The organism is Vibrio hepatarius, from assembly GCF_043642085.1.
Classification (GTDB): Bacteria; Pseudomonadota; Gammaproteobacteria; order Enterobacterales; family Vibrionaceae; genus Vibrio; species Vibrio hepatarius_C.
The window spans coordinates 23,191-42,569 of sequence record NZ_JBHZSA010000004.1 but is presented as its reverse complement, the minus strand read 5'-3'; the positions used below and the strand labels follow the sequence as shown (position 1 = coordinate 42,569).

The window sequence follows — 19,379 nt, the reverse complement described above, 5'->3', positions numbered from 1 at the left end:
TCCTTAATTTCCCATAGTCGAGGTGAATAGCAACATTGAGGGCCCAATCGCAACGATAAAGAAACAAGGCCAAATGAAAATCAACAGTGGGAAGATCATTTTAGTAGGGATCTTCGCTGCAATTTCTTCGATTTCTTGATTACGTTTATCACGGTAGTCTTCCGTATATTCACGCAAAGTCTGAGACAAACTACCACCAATTCGTGATGCGTGGGCTAGCATAGTCACTAGGCCTGCAATTTCCGTTAGACCTGTTCGCTTAACGAGATCATTAAAAGCATCCGACATCTCAACACCAGCGTTAATTTTGACACACACCGTGTCCAGCTCATCAGCAAAATCCGGATGGGAGATTGTCAACTCATCCGCAACCCTTCTAAGTGCCGCATTAAAACCCAGCCCCGATTCCGTACATACCACCAGCAAATCAAGAGCATCCGGAATACCACTGCGAATTCTTGACTGCCTTTTATCAACCATCATACTCAGGACAACATTTGGGCAATAAAGCCCGAAAGCGACACTGCCTATCATCGCAACATTGCGCATTGACATCTCTGGGGCGAAAAAATAAATACCTGCCGCCATCAAGAAGCCAACCACCATTGAAATACCTTTCATAGCGTAGAAAAATGTTAATGCACTGGCATCATGGTAGCCAGCATGCATTAACTTCTCTCGAATACTCTCACTCTCCTTGGAGTTTGAAGATTTCATTGCTGGTGCTAACGATTCTAAAGATTTTTCTAATCGACTGCCTTTTTTAAGCGTGTCTGCACGAGTTGCATCTTTTAATCGAGCAAGGCGGCTTTTTAATGGTGATTTTGAACTCACAAGGAGCAGAGAAACGGTGAACATGAGTAGCACTGTCGCAACTAGAATTACGGCAAGAAAGAAAGTTTGTTCATCAATCTCGTAAGATGAGATTAGATCGAATATAGATTCCATATCACACCTCGAAATTAATGATTTTTCGTATCCATAGTGAGCCGATAAACAAGCTCACCACACCACCACTCACAATTTTCATACCCCTAGGGTCAGTATAGAGTGGTTCCACATAACCCGGATTTATCACACTAAGAAAGATAAAAAGAACGAACGGAGACAGCACTAGTATCCACGCTGATAGACGGCTCTCAGCAGAAAGCGTCTTTATCTTCCGCTGCAACTTAAAACGTGAACGCAATACTTTGGATACTTTCTCAAGGTTCTCAGAAAGATTACCCCCTGTCTCCTTTTGCAATATCACCGCACTGGAAAACGCGAGCATAGATACCGTAGGCGTACGTTCTGCCATTTGCATGATTGCCATGCGCATGTCATAGCCATAGTTAAGTAAATTGAACATGTTCTTAAACTCTACACCAATTGGCGCAGGCATTTCTAAACCGACTTCATTAAACGCCTGTGTCACTGGCTGACCGGCTTGAAGCATACGGCGCATAATGTCTAATGCCTCCGGGAGCTGCTCCTCAAATGCAGCTAAGCGATCTGAGATTTTCTTACTTAACCAGAAATACAAACAAACCCACACACCGACAATGACTGCTAGGCCGACATAAAAAGGCTGACCGATGAGCAATGCGGTTAAAAACCCACACAACGACAAGCTACTAGTCACAAGAAGCGTCTGGGTTAAGCTCCAGTCGTAACCGGAAAGCTCTATCAACTTCTTAAGTGATGAGAAAGCTGCAATTTTTACTAACCGCCTATCCCACGGTGTTAAGCTCTTCAAATAATGTTCTTGAAGTAAAGAGCGCGCTTCTTCGTCCAGCTTAGATTGAGATTCTTTCAGTCGTTCCGAGAGTTCTTTATGCTTGGCCTTACTACCAGCCGCAGGAAGGATTAACGCCTGTGAAATAAACACTACCGCGAAAAAAAGTAAAACAAAAAAGAGCGTTGCATCCTGCTGCATAACTCCCTCCTTTATGAGATTGACTCATTAAAAATTTCAAATGGTAGATGAAGGCCTTTTTTCGACAATTGATCATGACACTGGGGTACCACACCCGTGGCGGTAAAGTAGCCCATCACATTACCCTCTTCATCCATTCCCTTACGATGAAACTTGAATATCTCGGACATGGTAATAATTTCGCCTTCCATGCCGTTAATTTCGCAGATACTCACCATCCTCCGCTTACCATCTTCTTGACGTTCCATCTGAACAACTAAATGGATCGCAGAGGCAATCTGGGAGCGAAGGTTTTTCGCTGACATATTCCAGCCAGCCATCGCAAACATATTCTCTACCCTAGATAGAGCATCACGTGGGGTGTTGGCGTGAATGGTCGCTAACGAACCATCGTGACCAGTATTCATCGCGGCTAACATATCGACAGCTTCGGCACCACGCACCTCCCCTAGTACTATTCTGTCAGGGCGCATACGTAGTGAGTTTTTTACTAAATCTCGCTGGGTTATTTCCCCTTTTCCCTCAAGGTTAGCAGGGCGAGTTTCCAATCGAACCACGTGGGGTTGTTGGAGTTGGAGCTCTGCTGAGTCTTCAATAGTAACAATTCGGTCGTCAGATGGGATAAAATTAGAAAAGATATTTAACGTGGTGGTTTTCCCTGAACCAGTACCACCAGAAATAAGGACATTCATCGCGCCATTAACCGCCGCTTCAACAAACTTTGCCATTTCAGGAGAGAGAGAGTTGAAGTTCAATAGATTGTCCATATTGAGTTTTTCAACCGCAAAACGACGAATAGATACCGATGAACCATCAAGAGCGAGTGGAGGAATGATCGCATTGACACGAGAACCATCCGCCAAGCGAGCATCCACCATAGGTGAAGCTTCATCAACACGACGCCCCACCTGGCTAACGATGCGGTCAAGGATATTCCTTAAATGACGTTCATCAAGAAAGGTATATGGCGTCAGTTCAAGTTTACCTCTTCGCTCAACGAATACATGCTTAGGCCCATTCACCAAGATATCAGACACCGTCGCGTCATTGAGTAGTGGCTCTAGAGGCCCCAAGCCAAACACTTCATCTTCGATTTGTTGAATAACGCGCTTACGCCCTTCTGCACTCAACGCATGCGTCTGGTCATCCGCCATTAATTGAACAATGGCATCATGGAGCTCCTTCTTAGCTCTTTCATTCTCTAAACTTGCCAAAAGACCCAAGTCCAACGTTTCAAGTAAACGTTGGTGATAATAGTGTTTGACCGATAACTCTAGTTCTAATTGCTTTTTAGCTTCCTCTACAGCGTGACCTTTCGCCTCTGCTTCTAAGCGTTTACGCTCCTGAAAAGACTCTGCGGCCTCTTTCGGGGGAGTTGCGTCAGCAATAGATGCTTGCGCAGCGGATACAGCTTGCTGCTGATTTTGTTCTTTTTCTGCTTCGGCAACTTTTTGCTGCAAATCTGGATTTATATTTTTCCTTTTGAAGAACATGAAAGCTCCCTCATTAATTCATATCCGCTACGAGAACATTCTTCTAAACCAACCTTTTTTCTCTTCGGGCTCAGGTAACAGAGAATTCGCTAATCTCTGCACTGACTTTGACATCGAACTACTTTTCTTCGCTTGAATAAATGGACGACCTAAGTTGGCACTTTCTATTGCTACCTTGAATTCATTTGGTACGACATGAACCTTTAGGCTTCCCACTGTGTCTTGAATATCTTTAAGCTTTATGGACTGACGTTTTTCATAACGATTGACGACCACTTCCATTTGATCTTTAGTAATACCGAACTCGAATGTCAGTGCTTTAAGTATTTGAGTGGTATTTTTAACCGCGACTAAGTTTTGTTGAGTCACTAAAAAGATTTTCGTCGCAGGCGATATTACTGAACCAAACTGACGATCCAGACCACGTGATAAGTCAATTACCACCAATGGGTAACGTTCACGTAGCACAGGAACTAACTTATTCAGCTGATTTACTTTCTCAAAATTTTCGTGGCTGTTTTCTCTTTTAAATCCGAGGATATGTAGGCCTGAGTCATGCTTAGTCACAAGACTACCTAGCGAAACATCATCAAGATCCGCTACGTTCGCTATTGCATCGGCAATACCATAAGTACACTGGACATTAAGGTAGTCTTCAATTACTCCAAACTGCATATCAAGATCAACTAATAACACTTCATCGGGCTGTCTTTTCGCAAGTGTTATCGCTGTGTTCAAAGCAATCAGAGATGCCCCTGCTCCGCCTTTGGTATTCATAAAGACAAGCAGCTCTCCCAAGTTACGGGTAGCAACTTTTTCTTCTGCTATATTGCGTAGCATCGGAATAAGCTCATCAAGAACAGCCTTATCCGAGATGAAGTCCATCGCACCGATTCGCAGCGCAATTTTCAATGCACCATTATCATTTTCGTTACCAAAGACGATCAACGAGGCTTCGTGAGCAGACTCTTTAGACTCTGGCGCTTCATATTGCTGGAGCTCAACAATTTTCTGCGCCCAATTAGGCCCGGTTTCGACAAAGATCAAATCAGGTGGTGAAAAATGGGCTAAATTGGCAACAACTAAACCATGAAATGAGATCATCTCAAAGTTCACGCTCTGACACTTAGACAACTCGTGGCTAATGTGAAGGTGAAACGCATCAGATGAGTAAAAAACCCAAATAGTTAAATTGGTCTTTAATCTAATAGGACTATCTCCATTCGGTGTTAGCTTAACCGCCTCTCCCATATACTTTCTCCTAGCAATCCATGCTAATCGAGTTAAGGACACTTAGGTCTATAGCCTTTAACCGAGTTAATCCGTTTAAAGACTTAGAAAAATGACCGACCACCTCATCAAGCCCTTCACATGCAATCACATGATTTATTCTATATTTTTCATTTTGATATTTTTAATTGTAGGAAATACCAAGCAATATGTCAGAATTACAAACCAGCAATTTGTCCGTTAGCGAATCAGCCCTTTAGATACAAGGGCTCATCCCTTTACCTTCAATATCATTGGCCAAATTGTTCTAATATTTGGCTATCTGTACCAGCCAGCTCTGAGTCTTTCTTACCTGTATAAGTTTGATAAACCCCTTCCATTCGCTCGCCACTCCCGGTTGGAACTACGCCTAGATTGTCTATAGTAGCGTTAGGGTTGTAAGTCTGCTCTGTTTGCAACTTAGCGACGTGAGCCCCTAGTTTTTCCGCATTATTGACACAGCCCACTAGCACAATAGATAAGGCGGAAAGTGCCATGATTCCGATCACTCTGTTCATGTTGCCTCCTACAAACTGTGTCCAAACGTACCTTCGGTACCACCTTTAGAGTTATCTACGAATGAACCGACCTCTTGTTCAGATTTGTTCTGTCCGCTCGCTGGCGCAATATAAGCGCCTCGCCCCAATAGGTAGTATTCAAAATCATTTGGCTCTACAAATGATTCGGTTGGCAATGTAATTCGTCTTCTGTCGACTGGTTTCGCAAGCCTTGGAGTCACGAGAATAACCAGCTCCGTCTCACCAGAAATATACTCTTGGCTATTGAACATTTGCCCTAAGACAGGGATATCACTAAAGCCTGGCATTTCTTCGACTACATCTCGGACATTCTCACTAAGCAAACCTGCAATACCGATTGTTTGTCCATCAGCAAGTTCAAGTGTAGAAGAAGCACTACGGCGAGTAATTGGAGGGATCACATAAGTACCATTCGTACCACCAGGGCTGAGAGTTAGCGTTGTTGAGGTAGCCAGCTCACTGACATCAACGGCTAAATTTAAGTTAATCTTTTTATCCGATAGCACTGTAGGAATGAATTTCAAACCTACACCGTATTCTTTGTATTCAATGGTGATACCGTCTTCATCCGGCACTGGAATAGGGAACTCACCACCGGCTAAAAACTCTGCTTTCGAACCACTTAACGCGGTCAAATTAGGTTCTGCGAGGACTTTTGCTGTACCATTTTGCTTAGCGATATCCAATGCAAACGTAAACAAAGTATTGCTATCAATGAAGGTTCCAAGTAGTCCGGTGCTTTCAACCCCAGGGGCATTAAAAATTGGCCCGATGACGTTATTTACATCATCAATCACACCACCAGCAGAAGTCCCCCCCCAACTGAATTCACCACCACTTGTTTGGAAAAAATGAAAATTAGCGTCAAACTTTCGTACTAATGTACGCTGTACTTCGGCTACCGTGACCTCAAGCATGACTTGCTGCGCGCCACCAATAGTTAGTAGGTTTATCACCCCAGTACTATTTACCTGTTTACTCAAAGAAGCATTTTCTTTATCTGCTTGTTGCCCAGCTGAATATGTTTCAGCAACTCGCAAAGCAATATTCATTACTGATTGAGAACTCACTTGGCCACTCAAGATTAAACGATTTTGAGCACTGTGAACCTTAATCTCTTCATCAGGAAGAAACTCATAAAGTTTAGCTTTAAGACTGTTGAGGTCATGAGTCACTTCAATGTTGATTGACTCGATCAATTGGCCTCGACTATCCCAAGCCATGAGGTTCGTTGAACCAAGTTTTTTACCAATCAAAAACACTTCATTCGACTTCAGCATAACAATGTCGAGTACGTCAGGGTCACCTAACGACACACGTTTCGCCTTACCCACGAGTGTTACATGAGTCGATTTATGATGAGGAACGGTCACTATCTTGCCTGATTGTGTCGCCGCATAGCTGATACCACTACTCAATAACAAAATGATCATTGCAGATATTATATTTCTCATAGCTCACCTCAATCCTTGACTCGGATATTGCTAGACTGTGTGCCCTTAATAATCGTTACGCTCGGTGCCACATAGCGCTTAACGACCTTCTCTTCTTCATGTGGGTTTCTCAATGTTAATTGGATATTGCCGCGACTTTGAGCTGAAAGCAGTTTTTCAGCTTGTCTTGGTGTCACTTCAAGAGTAACCGCGCGTACGATGACGGGTTTGTTCTCTTTGCTTCTTGCGGTCTGATCCACAGCAAGTACCTTGATCTCTTTTAGAACGGTGGACGTCGACGCAGAGTTTTTTCCATATTTGACCGTGCTGAGAATATCGACCTTATTACCAGGCAATAAAAAACCCGCCACACCGATAACATCATTTACCCGAATGGTAACAGCACGCTTATTTTCAGGAATTAAAGAGGCTAAGGTCGAACCTTCTCCTGAGGCAGATAGCCGATTGGGGTGAATAATTTCTCCGGGATAAATAGTCGTCGCGGCGACTTGACCGACGAGATCTTCAGCTTTGGTAAACTGAAATTCGTCACGCCAATCTTTCTCTAATAATTTGCTCGCCACATGCTGCTCTTCAATAACACTCCCTGCGAAGATCTCTTGAGCGGCAATAATTACAGGCTCACGTTCTACCACTTCAACTTCCACCTGAGGTTGCAATTGCCTATCCATCCACTGTTTGGCAAAGAACACAGCCCCTAGACCAAATACAATAGAGAGCAATAATAATAGTATGACTTGATTCCGACTCATCGAGCTCCTCCTCCCTTACCATCAGCAGTAAAGTATACTTCCCATGCCCGGACTACGATTTCAGGAGAGATAACAGGATCAACTTCTTCAAATACGATGATATCTCGGCTGATCCCAACAATGTCTTTAGGAAGACAAGGGTAAAAGCCCACGTCATGCTGACGGTGTAAGTCAAATAAAGTATCGAAACATCCCTCTGCTAGGGACAAATTCTTAGAACTAGAAATAATGTTCCAGAGCTCTCTATATTCTTGCTCTAGAAGCGGGCCAAATTGGATTTTGTAACCTAATCGACGTAAAAATGCGGGGTCACTGATCTTTTCAGGATCTAAGTTCGTAGAGAAGGCTAGAGTTAGAATAAATGGGATAGAAATTTGTTGGCCATTCGGTAGGTTCAAGTAGTCGTAGAAATACTCCATTGGAACAATCCAGCGATTTAACAAAGTATCAACAGGCATCGGTTGTCTGCCCAAATCGTCGATAATAAAGATGCCGTTATTGGCCATCATTTGCAGCGGAGCCATCCAAACTTTGTTGTGTTCACTATGGTTAACCTCAAGCATTTCCATAGTCAGTTCACCACCAACTTGTATACTTGGACGCTCACACAAAGCCCAACGCCTATCAAAGTGCTCCTTAAAAGTGATAGATTGAATATCATCACTGCGGACTTTTTTGTGGTGCTGAGGCGAAAACACTTTGATGATATTACCCATCGCAAACACCGCATAAGGGATATAAACCGATGTATTCAAAGAGTTGAGGATTTTGGTAGCAACAAAAGTTTTACCGGAACCCGCGCTACCATAAAGTAAAAGTGCTCGCCCCGAGTTTATGGCAGGACCTAATACACCTACCATTCGGTGAGCACCTAACACATCAGAAAGAGCATATTCGACGTCATCCCGATTGACCATTTGTGCTCGTACATCTTGAGCTTTGACCATTTCACTGTATTGAGTAAGTGACACTGGGACTGGTCCAAGATAGGCATCTTTGACAAAGGCCGCATCGGCTTCTTGTAAACCGGATTCAGATAAACCGTAACGGACATGTCCTGTCGATTGAACAGAAAACGTAGAAGAGGCTGCCTGGAAAACTTCAACTAAAGATTTAGAGCGAAGGCCCGCAATAACATCCTCAATCATATGACTGTTAATACAGAGCAGCTTAGTTAGTTGAAGAATATCGGACTTAGGATAAGCGGCAATATGTTTAATAACTAAATTTTCTACGACTGCTTTAGGAACACCTAACTCATCAAATGAAGTAGGAACTGGTGGCTCTGGAGCTTGCGGTGTAAGCTCGGTTCTATGTCGAACCGCTGAGTTTGCCTGAACCATGTTGACTCCTTGTCACTAATTCAGAAAATAAAAATAGAGAGCCAAACCGATCACAACAACTGGGGCAAAAGGCATTCGATAATGCTGTTCCATATTTTTAGGCGTCCGTAGTACCTTCGTACCACTTGATCCAAACTGAGCTAGCATTGAATACTTGTTAATTATTGTCCTAAGTTGATCTGGTGAATCCGCCAGCCTTAATACCGCATAAAAAAGGCCGACAATAACGCTCGACACTGCAATCCAATAAACGGAACCGAGTATATGTTCGCTTCCAACCCAAAAGCCAATTACACCCAAAAGTTTAACGTCCCCTGGTGCCATGACTCTTAAAAAGTAAAGAAGCAATGCGACAATAAAGCAAGTAATACCAGTGATAAGTGAATAAAAGAGAAGGGAAAAGTCTTGATCGATTAAAGTTATATCGGCAAAGACTAAAGCAAATATAACCAATAAGAGGTAATTGGGAATTCGATGTTCTTTAGCATCCGAAACAGCTACAGCAAACAGTACCACCCATACAATAATATCCATTTAGCCGTCCTTGCATCTACTAATCACTATCCCTTAATTAAATATAGTTGCAAATTCATTCGTTAGTATTTCTCTAAACGCAATAAATAGCCCTGCGAAACCAACGACGATTAATCCTGCCCCCACTACATATTCTACAACTGTAAGGCCTTCTTCATCTCTAAAGAAACTGCACACAACATCCATATGATACTCCTACATAGCTCAAGCCCATGAATATATTCATGGGCTTGGATTGTTAAATATCTAAGTCTGAGTTTAGGCTAACTATTAAATACATTTGATAACTCAGTTGTTAGCGTGTCAGAAAATGTTCCGAAAATACCAGCTAGCCCTGCTACTAGTAAACCAGCACCAACAACGTACTCAACGACTGTCAATCCTTCTTCGTCCTTCATAAATGTAGAAATTTTCTTAATTAGCGTGCTCATGATTGTCTCCTTCCAAAGTTCACTAAGCTTTAGCGCTTATTGATAATTTAGAGGGAATTAGAGAGGAGATGTTAGGATTATTATGTCTACATCTAGCACTTTTTTGCTATAAACCTAATTACTATAACGCCAGAAAAAGCTAATAAATGAGAAATAATCGTTTCTATACCAACCTCAAGTAAATAAGTATTAGCTATAAAATTAGTCATTTCATATATCTATAACGAATACTTTGTTGTGCATCGTAAATCTAAAATCAACTCGCCACAGTCTCATTTGTGATACTTGACAATAAGCATCAATTATAAAATCGTGACATTTATCTGTATTTTGGCCGCGCAAATTGAACTTTCAATCAATAAGCAACTTGGTTAATGAAACAAATTCGTACTAAGCTGAATGTTAATACCTTCCTCGTAACAAGAACAAAGACAATGAAAGGTAATATACATTGGATGTACTACATAAAGGCTATTGGATAGGACAGTCCGTCACTTACGTCTCGAAAGATATCGTCAGAGACATGGAGCGCTACTTCCATATTTTGGATTATGGCTATGATGTCTCAGTGCTGAGTGAACCAGACATTCATTTTTGTTTTTTCTTTTATGAAGAGCAATTTAGCTCACTTTTCCTCACTGCAGCCAAGCTGTGTCAGAATCTCGATAAGCACATTATTGTCATACACAAACACGCGCTTCCCACTGAATTTGAAAGCTTAGATGTCGTCTTCTCAACGTTTAACCTTAGTGAAGGGGATGCTCGCTTATGGTCAGATGAACTCAATAAGCAGATCTACTACCAATTTACGAAACACCAAGAGATCCTTGATATCAACAAACTCACCAACCAGCATAGTCATAAGCACATCAGTAAGGATCTGGTTGAAATGCTCAGATATATAGAGAAGAACCTATCACGAACGATCAGAGAGGAAGATGTAGCAGAATACTGTCACTATTCGGTGACCTATTTTTCTAAATTCTTTCACAAGACAATCGGGGTCAGTTTTCGTGACTACCTTACCCTCAAAAGGATTAACTTAGCTAAGCAACTGCTAACAAACTATCGTAAAGAGAAGATATCCTTTATTGCTTTTCAGTGCGGTTACAACGATGTCTCTTACTTTTCTCGCATCTTCAAAAAGAAAACTGGAATCAGTCCAGCGGTTTACCGCCAACTTCACTAACGGCACAGCAGTCACAAGATGATTGGAAACTCGTGATATTTGCTTCCCTACAGTTTAATTCACATGCTAGAGTTAACATTCCATTAACAAGAAAAATAACTATAATTTTGCCAATAACACGGAGTTAGAGAATGATTCAGCCTAACGAGTTAAGCAAACCAACTTGTGCTCTCCCACCACCAAACGAGATGATCTTAAAATGGGCAGCGGAGCGCCCCAATGAGGTTTATCTTAAACAAATCATCAACCGAAAGTTTGTTGAGTACACATTTAGTGATGTGGCTGAGCAAGCATTAAAGCTAGTTAGCGCACTGAATGAGCTCGGTGTTCAACCTCGCGATAAAGTCGCTTTAGTTTCAAAAAACTGTGCCGAATGGTTTATCTGCGATCTTGCTATGATGCTTGGTGATTTCGTTAGTGTGCCTATCTTCCCAACGGCTGGAGCAGATACGATTGAATATTGCTTAACACACAGTGAAAGTAAGGTACTCATTGGCGGTAAACTTGACGATCCAGCAGCAACTCAACAAGTTATTGATGATAAACCAGACCTAATAACTATCTCACTACCCTATGACACTGCACCGAACTGTAAATATCAGTTTAACCAGTTGATCGATGCACACGAGCCAAGTACTTATCGCCCAGAGCATTATGATGATAAGTTGATGTCATTGGTTTATACGTCTGGTACTTCCGGTCTACCAAAAGGCGCAATGCTCACATATGGCGCATTTAGCTGGTCAGTTCAAAAGTTGATTGAACATATCGGTATCCAAGAAAATGATCGCCTATTTTCGTATTTACCACTTGCTCATATCACTGAGCGAGTTTACATCTTTGGTTCCTCTATTATGGGCGGGGTTCAAACAGCCTTCCCAGAATCGTTAGATACCTTTATCGAAGATGTGAAGATGCAAAGGCCAACACTGTTTATTTCAGTGCCTCGCCTATGGACACTGTTCCAACAGCGAATTCAAGACAAGCTGCCGCAGAAAAAACTCAATATCTTACTTAAGATCCCGTTTGTTAATTCATTGATTAAGAAGAAATTAGCTGATGGTCTAGGTCTTGACCAAGCGCGAGTACTGGGCTGTGGTTCGGCTCCAGTATCACCCGCTCTTCTCGACTGGTACCACAGTGTTGGGTTAAATATTACCGAAGCATGGGGCATGACAGAGTCATTTGCCTATAGCACGCTAAACTACCCTTTCCGAGCAGATAAGATTGGCAGTGTCGGTAATGCAGGACCGGGCATTGAGCTAAAAATCGCCGACGACGAAGAGATCATGGTACGTGGTAAAGGCCTGTTCTCTGGATACTACAAAAATGACATCGCAACTCAAGAGTCATTCGACTCAGAAGGATGGCTACATACTGGCGATATCGGCTCGATTGATAGTGACGGTTACCTAACGATCCAAGGCCGTAAAAAAGACACCTTTAAGACCGCTAAAGGTAAGTTTGTTGCTCCAGTGCCAATTGAGAAGAAACTCTTTGAGTACAGCCGTGTAGAGATGATGTGTTTGATAGGCCTTGGCCTACCAGCACCTATCCTTCTTGTTGTGCCACACGACTTCCCTAACTTTGATCGTAAAAGATACGAAAGAACTACCGAAAAAGTCGTTGCTCGAATGAACGCAGAGCTTGAATCTCATGAGCAGATCAAAGGGGTATTAATGATCAAGGATCCGTGGAGTATTGAAAACGGTATTCTTACGCCAACACTGAAAATCAAACGTCATGTACTTGAGCAGAAGTATCATGATGCTGGCCAAAGCTGGCCAAAAGGAAAATTGGTGGTTTGGGAGGAGTAACTTCTCCCACTACTTATAATCCATTAAAAGGAGAGCTCGCCTCTCCTTTTTGCTTTTCAAAACAAAGCGACTATGATGGCCTACTGCTGCAAGAATTAACTAGGGATTATTTATGGATGCACGGCTGCACCACTTACCGGGATTACGCTACTTTGAAGTAGCGGCTAGACTAAATAGCTATAGCCGAGCTGCAGAAGAGCTGTTTATAAGCCAAGCAGCGGTAAGCCAAAAGATCCGACAACTTGAAGATGGTCTAGGCTGTAAACTCTTTGTCCGAGAAGGGCGAGAAATGCGTCTTACCGAGCAAGGTAAAATCTTGTTCAAGCATGTCTCCAGCGGCTTTGAAAGTATTGTTAGTGGTTTAAACCAAATCCAAAGTGAGCCTGTTGAAGGGCTTTTATGCGTCAGCTCCACGCCGTCATTTGCTTCTCGTTGGCTGCTGCCGAGATTATGGAAGTTCTCCACTCAGCATCCTAATATCCCAATTCGTATTATTACCAGCTGCGATGCACCTAACCTCAAGCAGGGTGATGCCGACCTTGCAATATGGCAAGGCGAAGAGCTCGAGCTGAACAACAATTTAAAGCTACATAAAGAGTTCCTATTCGAAGAAACCATTTACCCTTTCTGTTCGCCAAACTTAGCTGAAACTATTGAATTATCACGCCCAGAACAATTACTGCAGACTTGGCTCATTCATTACGAATCTGGCGGCTATCCTTGGCAGAGCTGGTTTGCTCAAGCAGGGGTGACGATGAATAAAGAATCGGTTCAATGGATGGATGTCAGCACGTTCGATCATGCGATGAACGCGGTTATGGCTGGTCATGGCGCCTGTTTAGCTTCAGACTCACTCGCTAGCGACTATGTTGAACGAGGGTTACTCATCAAACCTTTTGAGATTGGTATGACACCTGGCATTCAATTCAACCTCTTTTATGATGATGAGTCCCCTCGTCGTCAACGCATTGCGGCCTTTACTAATTGGCTCCATAGCGAAATTGCTGAGTAACATTACCACTCATTAGTTATCCCAGAAGTGACGAGTACTTTCTTGATGAGCCTGCGTTTTAGTGAGGCCCACATCCTTTAGTAAATGCTCTGGTAACTCGCTCAGCTGTTTACGAGTGGTAAAGTTGCGCCACCAGCACTTCAATTTAGTTAAGATTTTTTTATCCCAAAAGCTCGAACCAGATAATCTTTCTTTGCAGCCATACTCTAAAGTTTCCATGGTTAATCTCCTCCCTTGCATTTAGTTGCTAAATAATTAACCATTAACCTATCTTGCTCAAACGATACAAATTGACCTTCAGTTAAGGAAAACTAAAGTGAAAGTTCGACTACCGCCTTTGCAAGGAATCTACTACTTCTATACCGCAGCAAAGTTAGGAAGCTTTAAGCTAGCCGCCCAAGAGCTATATGTAACAGCTGCTGCCATTAGCCAGCAAATTCGTCAACTTGAAGACTTCTTGGGCGCTGAACTTTTCTTAAGGCAGCACCGCAAAGTCACTCTCACCATGGAAGGAGAAATCCTGTTCGATCAGGCTCAAAGAGGATTTGAGCACTTACACAGAGGCATACGACAAATAAACCAAGACCCGAACCCGAGTCAGTTGTCTATTTCAACACTGCCTTCCTTTGCTCAGCACTGGTTAGTACCTAGAATTGGCCACTTTCGACAGCAAAACCCTGACCTAGAGCTGATGATCGAACCTACTAGTGAGCTCGCAGATTTTCAAAACTCTAATCTCGATGTCTGTATCCGATATGGACCAGGCGACTACCCAAACATTACCTCTAACTTATTGATTGAAGAGCTGCTCTATCCGGTTTGTCATCCTATTTATCAAGAGCAACACGGCATCTATGAGTTAAGCGATCTTACTGGAGCGGATTTAATCGAAGATTACTGGCGCGATCTCGATTGGGGAATATGGCTTAACAATGTTGGCCACAAGGCGTCGAAACCCACTCTAAAATACAATGGTTCCCATTTTGTCCTAGAAGGGGCACTCGCAGTACAAGGGGTGGCTTTAGCTAAGCATACGTTAGCTCAGCGCTATATAGAGGAAGGAAAACTAGTAAGGATCGGTAATCTAGCACAAAGAACCGACTACAACTATTTCCTCTGCGCCCCTAGAGCCTATTTTAAAAGAGAGAAGCTCAAACGCTTCTGTGAATGGATTTTTGCTCAAGCTGAAGAGTATAGAAACCTAGATGGGTTAGGTTTAGACATTATCGATGGTAGTAGCCGTAGATAAATTAAGATGACCTCGAAGCGAACCAAAAACTTCTAGAGATTCCCTACTAGCCCCTTCATCACTCTAAGGAATGAGCCCATATATCACACTTTCTCTATCAGAGCGGAAACCATTATCTCTTGCAAAAAGAAAAGCCCCAATCTTTCGACTGGGGCTTTAAAAGCTATCTAGCTAACTTAAAGAATTACTTCTTCGCGTTACGCTCTTTAACTTCTGCGATTACTTGCTCAGCAACGTTTGCTGGACATGGTGCGTATTGACCGAACTCCATAGAGAACTGACCACGACCAGAAGTAATAGTACGTAGGTGACCGATGTAACCAAACATTTCTGATAGAGGAACGTCTGCTTTAATACGAACGCCTGTAGTACCAGCTTGTTGGTCTTTGATCATACCACGACGACGGTTAAGGTCACCGATTACGTCACCAACGTTGTCTTCTGGAGTGAATACGTCAACGTTCATGATTGGCTCAAGAAGTTGTGCACCCGCTTTAGGCATAGACTGACGGAATGCGCCTTTAGCAGCGATTTCGTAAGCGATAGCTGAAGAGTCAACTGCGTGGAAACCACCGTCGAATAGTTCAACTTCTACGTCTAGAGTTGGGAAGCCAGCTAGAACACCAGTTTGCATCATAGACGCGAAACCTTTTTCTACTGCAGGCCAGAATTCTTTAGGTACGTTACCACCAACAACTGTTGATTTGAACGTGAAGCCTGAGTTTGCTTCACCTGGCTTGATACGGTAATCGATCTTACCGAACTGACCAGAACCACCAGACTGCTTCTTGTGCGTGTAGCTATCTTCAACTGGTTGAGTGATAGTTTCACGGTAAGCTACTTGTGGAGCACCTACTTCTAGCTCAACGCCGTAAGTACGCTTAAGGATGTCTACCTTGATGTCTAGGTGAAGTTCACCCATACCTTTCAGGATAGTTTCACCAGACTCTTCGTCAGTCTCAACCTGGAATGATGGATCTTCTGCAACCATCTTACCGATAGCGATACCCATTTTCTCAGAACCGCCTTTATCTTTTGGAGATACAGCGATAGAGATTACTGGTTCTGGGAAGATCATAGCTTCAAGAGTACATTCATGCTTAGGATCACATAGAGTGTGACCAGTTTGAACGTTCTTCATACCAACGATAGCGATGATGTCACCAGCTTGCGCTTCAGTAAGTTCGTTACGCTCGTCCGCTTGCATTTCACACATACGGCCGATACGTTCAGTCTTACCAGTCGCTGAGTTAAGGATAGTGTCACCCTTCTTCAGACGGCCAGAGTAGATACGAACGAATGTTAGTGCACCAAAACGGTCATCCATGATCTTGAATGCTAGCGCTTTTAGTGGCTCATCAGCAGATACTAGAGCTACTTCACCAGTTGCTTCGCCAGTTTCTGGATCTGTTAGAGGCTGAGGATCAACTTCGTTTGGAGCTGGTAGGTAATCTACAACAGCGTCAAGGATAAGTTGCATGCCTTTGTTCTTGAACGCAGAACCACAGAATGTTGGGAAGAACGCTAGGTCACGTGTACCTTTACGGATACACTCTTTTAGCTGCTCGATAGATGGCTCTTCGCCTTCCATGTAAGCTTCCATTAGCTCGTCGTCTTGCTCTACAGCAGTCTCAACTAGCTCTTCACGGTACTGTTCTAGGTCATCAACCATGTCCGCTGGAACATCTGTGATTTCGTAGTTTTCTGGTAGACCTGTGTCATCCCAAACGTAAGCTTGACGGTTTAGTACGTCAACAACACCAACGAAATCGTCTTCACGACCGATTGGCAGAGTCATTACTAGTGGGTTAGCACCTAGTACGTTACGTACTTGGTCAACAACGTTGAAGAAGTCTGCACCCATACGGTCTAGTTTGTTTACGAAGATCAGACGAGCAACTTCTGAATCGTTCGCGTAACGCCAGTTTGTTTCTGACTGAGGCTCAACACCACCAGAACCACAGAATACACCGATACCACCGTCAAGTACTTTAAGTGAACGGTATACTTCAACTGTGAAGTCAACGTGTCCCGGAGTATCGATAACGTTTAGGCGGTGGCCATTCCACTCACAAGTTACCGCTGCTGATTGGATTGTAATACCGCGCTCAGCTTCCTGTTCCATGAAGTCAGTTGTAGACTCACCGTCGTGTACTTCACCAGTTTTGTGGATTTTACCAGTAAGCTTAAGAATACGCTCAGTGGTGGTAGTTTTACCCGCATCAACGTGCGCGAAAATACCAATGTTTCTGTACTTTGATAAATCTGCCATTGTCTTACTCTGTTTATAAGGTATAAATTGCGCGCAGAGTATATCACAATCTGTCAAGACTGATACCCTTGGCGTGCTCTGTATGTAAAAAAACTTTTCACACCAATACTAGCGTTAATTTAGCGTGTTCACGACAAATTAACCTTTGGTGATAGTGTTTTTTAAGAATAAAAATGCTGCTTATATCAGATAAGCAGCACTGATTTTATTGCTTATTGCCTACACGATTAACGTGGGCAAATTTCCGACTCTGGGAAGAAGAACTCGATTTCACGAGCTGCTGATTCCGGACTGTCTGAACCGTGTACTGAATTATAGCGCATGCTCACTGCGTAATCAGCACGAATCGTTCCGCATGCTGCTTCTTCAGGGTTAGTTTTACCCATGAGTTCACGATAACGAGCTATCGCGTCTTCGCCTTCAAGCACCTGAACCATAATCGGGCCAGATGTCATAAACTCTTTTAGAGCTGGGAAAAACGGCTTGCCTTCATGCTCAGCATAAAAACCACTCGCCTGCTCTTCGGTTAGGCGAACCATTTTCGCAGCAATGATTTGTAAACCCGCTTTTTCAATTCGATGATAGATCTCACCAATTAAGTTACGCTCTACTGCATCGGGCTTAACAATAGAAAAAGTTCTTTCTAGAGCCATAGGGTATCCTTTCATTTATCTTTGTTGTAATCAAAGAGGCTCTTCGGCCTCTTAATGCTATTTATTCGCTTGTTGCAGAATAAGTCCCGCTAAACTGCGTACACCAACACCTGTGGCACCCGCAGCCCATTTGTCTGAAGCAGACTTACGGTAAGTTGCAGCGCAATCAAAGTGCAGCCAACCTTTCTTATAGTCTTCAACGAAGTAAGACAGGAATGCTGCTGCTGTACTTGCACCTGGTGAATAATCACCGCTACTAATGTTTGATAAATCAGCAAAGTTAGACGGTAACATGCCACGGTGGAAGTCTGCCAGTGGTAAAGGCCATAGACCTTCTTTCTCTTCACGAGCTACTGTCAACGCTTGATGAGATAGCTCATCATCAAAGCTCATTAATGCATGGTAATCATTGCCAAGGGCGTTTTTAGCTGCACCTGTTAATGTCGCGCAGTCGATGATGAGCTCAGGGTTTTGTTCACTCGCGTACATCAGGCCGTCAGCAAGAACTAAACGTCCTTCCGCATCCGTATTCATGATTTCAACTGTTTTACCATTTTTATAGGTAATGATGTCACCGAGCTTAAGCGCACGGCCAGAAATCATATTCTCAGCACAACATAGGATTAGCTTCACGCGCTTGTTTAAACCACGCATGATCGCCAGACCTAGACCACCAGTAATAGTACCTGAGCCACCCATATCCGCTTTCATTGCCGTCATGAAACCAGATGGCTTAATGCTGTAACCACCTGAATCAAAGGTAATACCTTTACCAACTAAACATGCGAATACTGGCGCGTTTTCATCACCAGTAGGGTTAAAGTCAAGCTGCAGCATTGCAGAAGTACGCTCTGAGCCACGGCCTACGGCATAAATTCCCTGCCAGCCTTCAGCAAGTAAATCTTTGTCTTTAACAATGCGAGCCTTGACCGTACCTGCTGGTGCAACTGATTTGATGAACTCAGCTGCCATCGTCGCTAACTGACGTGGCGCGACTTCTTCTGCCGGCTTGTTAATAATATCGCGAGTAAAATCCGTTGCTTTAATACGCGCGTTCAGTTCGGCTTGATCGGCTTCTGCAAGTGGTTGCCACTCAACTTGGTTGGCTTTTTTCGGGCCACGGTAACCTTGGTGGAAAGCCCAAATGCTTTCCAAATCCCAGCCTTCTCCGGAAAGAGAAACAGAGGTGATACCTTGACCATCAAGTTTGCGAGCGGCCTTTTGAATTGCGCCAAGATCATGCCCTTCACCAAGATGGATCGTTGCACCTTGCTCTGAAAATGAAAGGATCGCTTTCTTGCCCCAATGTGGAGCTGCTGCATCTTGGCTTAGAAATACTGACATCTGTGTAGACATGGTTTCTCCTTGTCTGTACTGGCGCTGCCTACGCCTTTTTCTATTCACCCATCGATGTTAACACTTTAATGTTAAATTGATAAAAAAACGGACCATAA

General features: G+C 43.2%; 19 protein-coding genes. 4 read left to right on the top strand and 15 right to left on the bottom strand.

Annotated elements, in window-relative coordinates:
* Positions 1-3: 3 nt before the first annotated feature.
* The 11 genes from ACHUFZ_RS09515 to ACHUFZ_RS09465 form a co-directional block, all read right to left on the bottom strand.
* Complete coding sequence (locus ACHUFZ_RS09515; protein ID WP_394126985.1) at positions 4-948, bottom strand: type II secretion system F family protein; 945 nt, start codon at positions 946-948, stop codon at positions 4-6.
* 1 nt (position 949) lies between these two features.
* On the bottom strand, positions 950-1,918 hold the full coding sequence (locus ACHUFZ_RS09510; protein WP_394126984.1) for a type II secretion system F family protein: 969 nt from the start codon (positions 1,916-1,918) through the stop codon (positions 950-952).
* Positions 1,919-1,929: 11 nt separating this feature from the next.
* Complete coding sequence (locus tag ACHUFZ_RS09505) at positions 1,930-3,411, bottom strand: CpaF family protein (RefSeq protein WP_394126983.1); 1,482 nt, start codon at positions 3,409-3,411, stop codon at positions 1,930-1,932.
* A 27-nt stretch (positions 3,412-3,438) separates the two neighbouring features.
* Positions 3,439-4,662, bottom strand: a complete 1,224-nt coding sequence (locus tag ACHUFZ_RS09500) for an AAA family ATPase (protein ID WP_394126982.1) — start codon at positions 4,660-4,662, stop codon at positions 3,439-3,441.
* Between the two features lie 269 nt (positions 4,663-4,931).
* Positions 4,932-5,198: a hypothetical protein gene (locus ACHUFZ_RS09495; protein WP_394126981.1), complete on the bottom strand. Its 267-nt coding sequence runs from the start codon at positions 5,196-5,198 to the stop codon at positions 4,932-4,934.
* Between the two features lie 8 nt (positions 5,199-5,206).
* Positions 5,207-6,673: a type II and III secretion system protein family protein gene (locus tag ACHUFZ_RS09490; RefSeq protein ID WP_394126980.1), complete on the bottom strand. Its 1,467-nt coding sequence runs from the start codon at positions 6,671-6,673 to the stop codon at positions 5,207-5,209.
* 8 nt (positions 6,674-6,681) lie between these two features.
* Positions 6,682-7,425, bottom strand: a complete 744-nt coding sequence (gene cpaB, locus ACHUFZ_RS09485; protein WP_053440675.1) for a Flp pilus assembly protein CpaB — start codon at positions 7,423-7,425, stop codon at positions 6,682-6,684.
* Positions 7,422-8,768: a P-loop NTPase family protein gene (locus tag ACHUFZ_RS09480; RefSeq protein ID WP_394126979.1), complete on the bottom strand. Its 1,347-nt coding sequence runs from the start codon at positions 8,766-8,768 to the stop codon at positions 7,422-7,424. The genes cpaB and ACHUFZ_RS09480 overlap by 4 nt, the downstream gene beginning before the upstream one ends.
* 15 nt (positions 8,769-8,783) lie before the next feature.
* Complete coding sequence (locus ACHUFZ_RS09475) at positions 8,784-9,302, bottom strand: A24 family peptidase (RefSeq protein ID WP_394126978.1); 519 nt, start codon at positions 9,300-9,302, stop codon at positions 8,784-8,786.
* Between the two features lie 33 nt (positions 9,303-9,335).
* Positions 9,336-9,488: a Flp family type IVb pilin gene (locus ACHUFZ_RS09470; RefSeq protein ID WP_394126977.1), complete on the bottom strand. Its 153-nt coding sequence runs from the start codon at positions 9,486-9,488 to the stop codon at positions 9,336-9,338.
* 77 nt (positions 9,489-9,565) lie between these two features.
* Positions 9,566-9,733, bottom strand: coding sequence for a Flp family type IVb pilin (locus ACHUFZ_RS09465; protein WP_394126976.1), 168 nt, complete (start codon positions 9,731-9,733; stop codon positions 9,566-9,568).
* Between the two features lie 451 nt (positions 9,734-10,184).
* Here ACHUFZ_RS09465 and ACHUFZ_RS09460 point away from each other — a divergent pair, with 451 nt between their 5' ends.
* The 3 genes from ACHUFZ_RS09460 to ACHUFZ_RS09450 all read left to right on the top strand — a co-directional run bounded on the left by ACHUFZ_RS09460 (position 10,185) and on the right by ACHUFZ_RS09450 (position 13,751).
* Positions 10,185-10,922 (top strand): helix-turn-helix domain-containing protein, encoded by a 738-nt coding sequence (locus ACHUFZ_RS09460; RefSeq protein WP_134836887.1) that lies wholly within the window; start codon positions 10,185-10,187, stop codon positions 10,920-10,922.
* 131 nt (positions 10,923-11,053) lie between these two features.
* The gene (locus ACHUFZ_RS09455; protein WP_394126975.1) at positions 11,054-12,739 is read left to right on the top strand and encodes an AMP-binding protein; all 1,686 of its coding nucleotides are present in this window, start codon (positions 11,054-11,056) and stop codon (positions 12,737-12,739) included.
* Positions 12,740-12,851: 112 nt separating this feature from the next.
* Positions 12,852-13,751, top strand: coding sequence for a LysR substrate-binding domain-containing protein (locus ACHUFZ_RS09450; RefSeq protein ID WP_394126974.1), 900 nt, complete (start codon positions 12,852-12,854; stop codon positions 13,749-13,751).
* A gap of 12 nt (positions 13,752-13,763) precedes the next feature.
* Here the strand turns inward: ACHUFZ_RS09450 and ACHUFZ_RS09445 are convergent, their stop codons facing one another.
* Positions 13,764-13,970 (bottom strand): DUF1127 domain-containing protein, encoded by a 207-nt coding sequence (locus tag ACHUFZ_RS09445; protein WP_394126973.1) that lies wholly within the window; start codon positions 13,968-13,970, stop codon positions 13,764-13,766.
* Between the two features lie 97 nt (positions 13,971-14,067).
* Here ACHUFZ_RS09445 and ACHUFZ_RS09440 point away from each other — a divergent pair, with 97 nt between their 5' ends.
* Positions 14,068-15,000 carry a LysR substrate-binding domain-containing protein gene (locus ACHUFZ_RS09440; RefSeq protein WP_394126972.1) on the top strand — a complete coding sequence of 311 codons (933 nt, stop codon included), beginning with the start codon at positions 14,068-14,070 and terminating at the stop codon, positions 14,998-15,000.
* 184 nt (positions 15,001-15,184) lie between these two features.
* On the opposite strand, the gene fusA is transcribed toward ACHUFZ_RS09440, so the two are convergent.
* From fusA to pepB, 3 genes are all read right to left on the bottom strand, one after another.
* Positions 15,185-17,272: an elongation factor G gene (fusA, locus tag ACHUFZ_RS09435; RefSeq protein WP_394126971.1), complete on the bottom strand. Its 2,088-nt coding sequence runs from the start codon at positions 17,270-17,272 to the stop codon at positions 15,185-15,187.
* A 227-nt stretch (positions 17,273-17,499) separates the two neighbouring features.
* Positions 17,500-17,925 carry a nucleoside-diphosphate kinase gene (gene ndk, locus ACHUFZ_RS09430; RefSeq protein ID WP_134836881.1) on the bottom strand — a complete coding sequence of 142 codons (426 nt, stop codon included), beginning with the start codon at positions 17,923-17,925 and terminating at the stop codon, positions 17,500-17,502.
* Positions 17,926-17,982: 57 nt separating this feature from the next.
* The gene (gene pepB / locus ACHUFZ_RS09425; protein ID WP_394126970.1) at positions 17,983-19,281 is read right to left on the bottom strand and encodes an aminopeptidase PepB; all 1,299 of its coding nucleotides are present in this window, start codon (positions 19,279-19,281) and stop codon (positions 17,983-17,985) included.
* Positions 19,282-19,379: the final 98 nt, after the last annotated feature.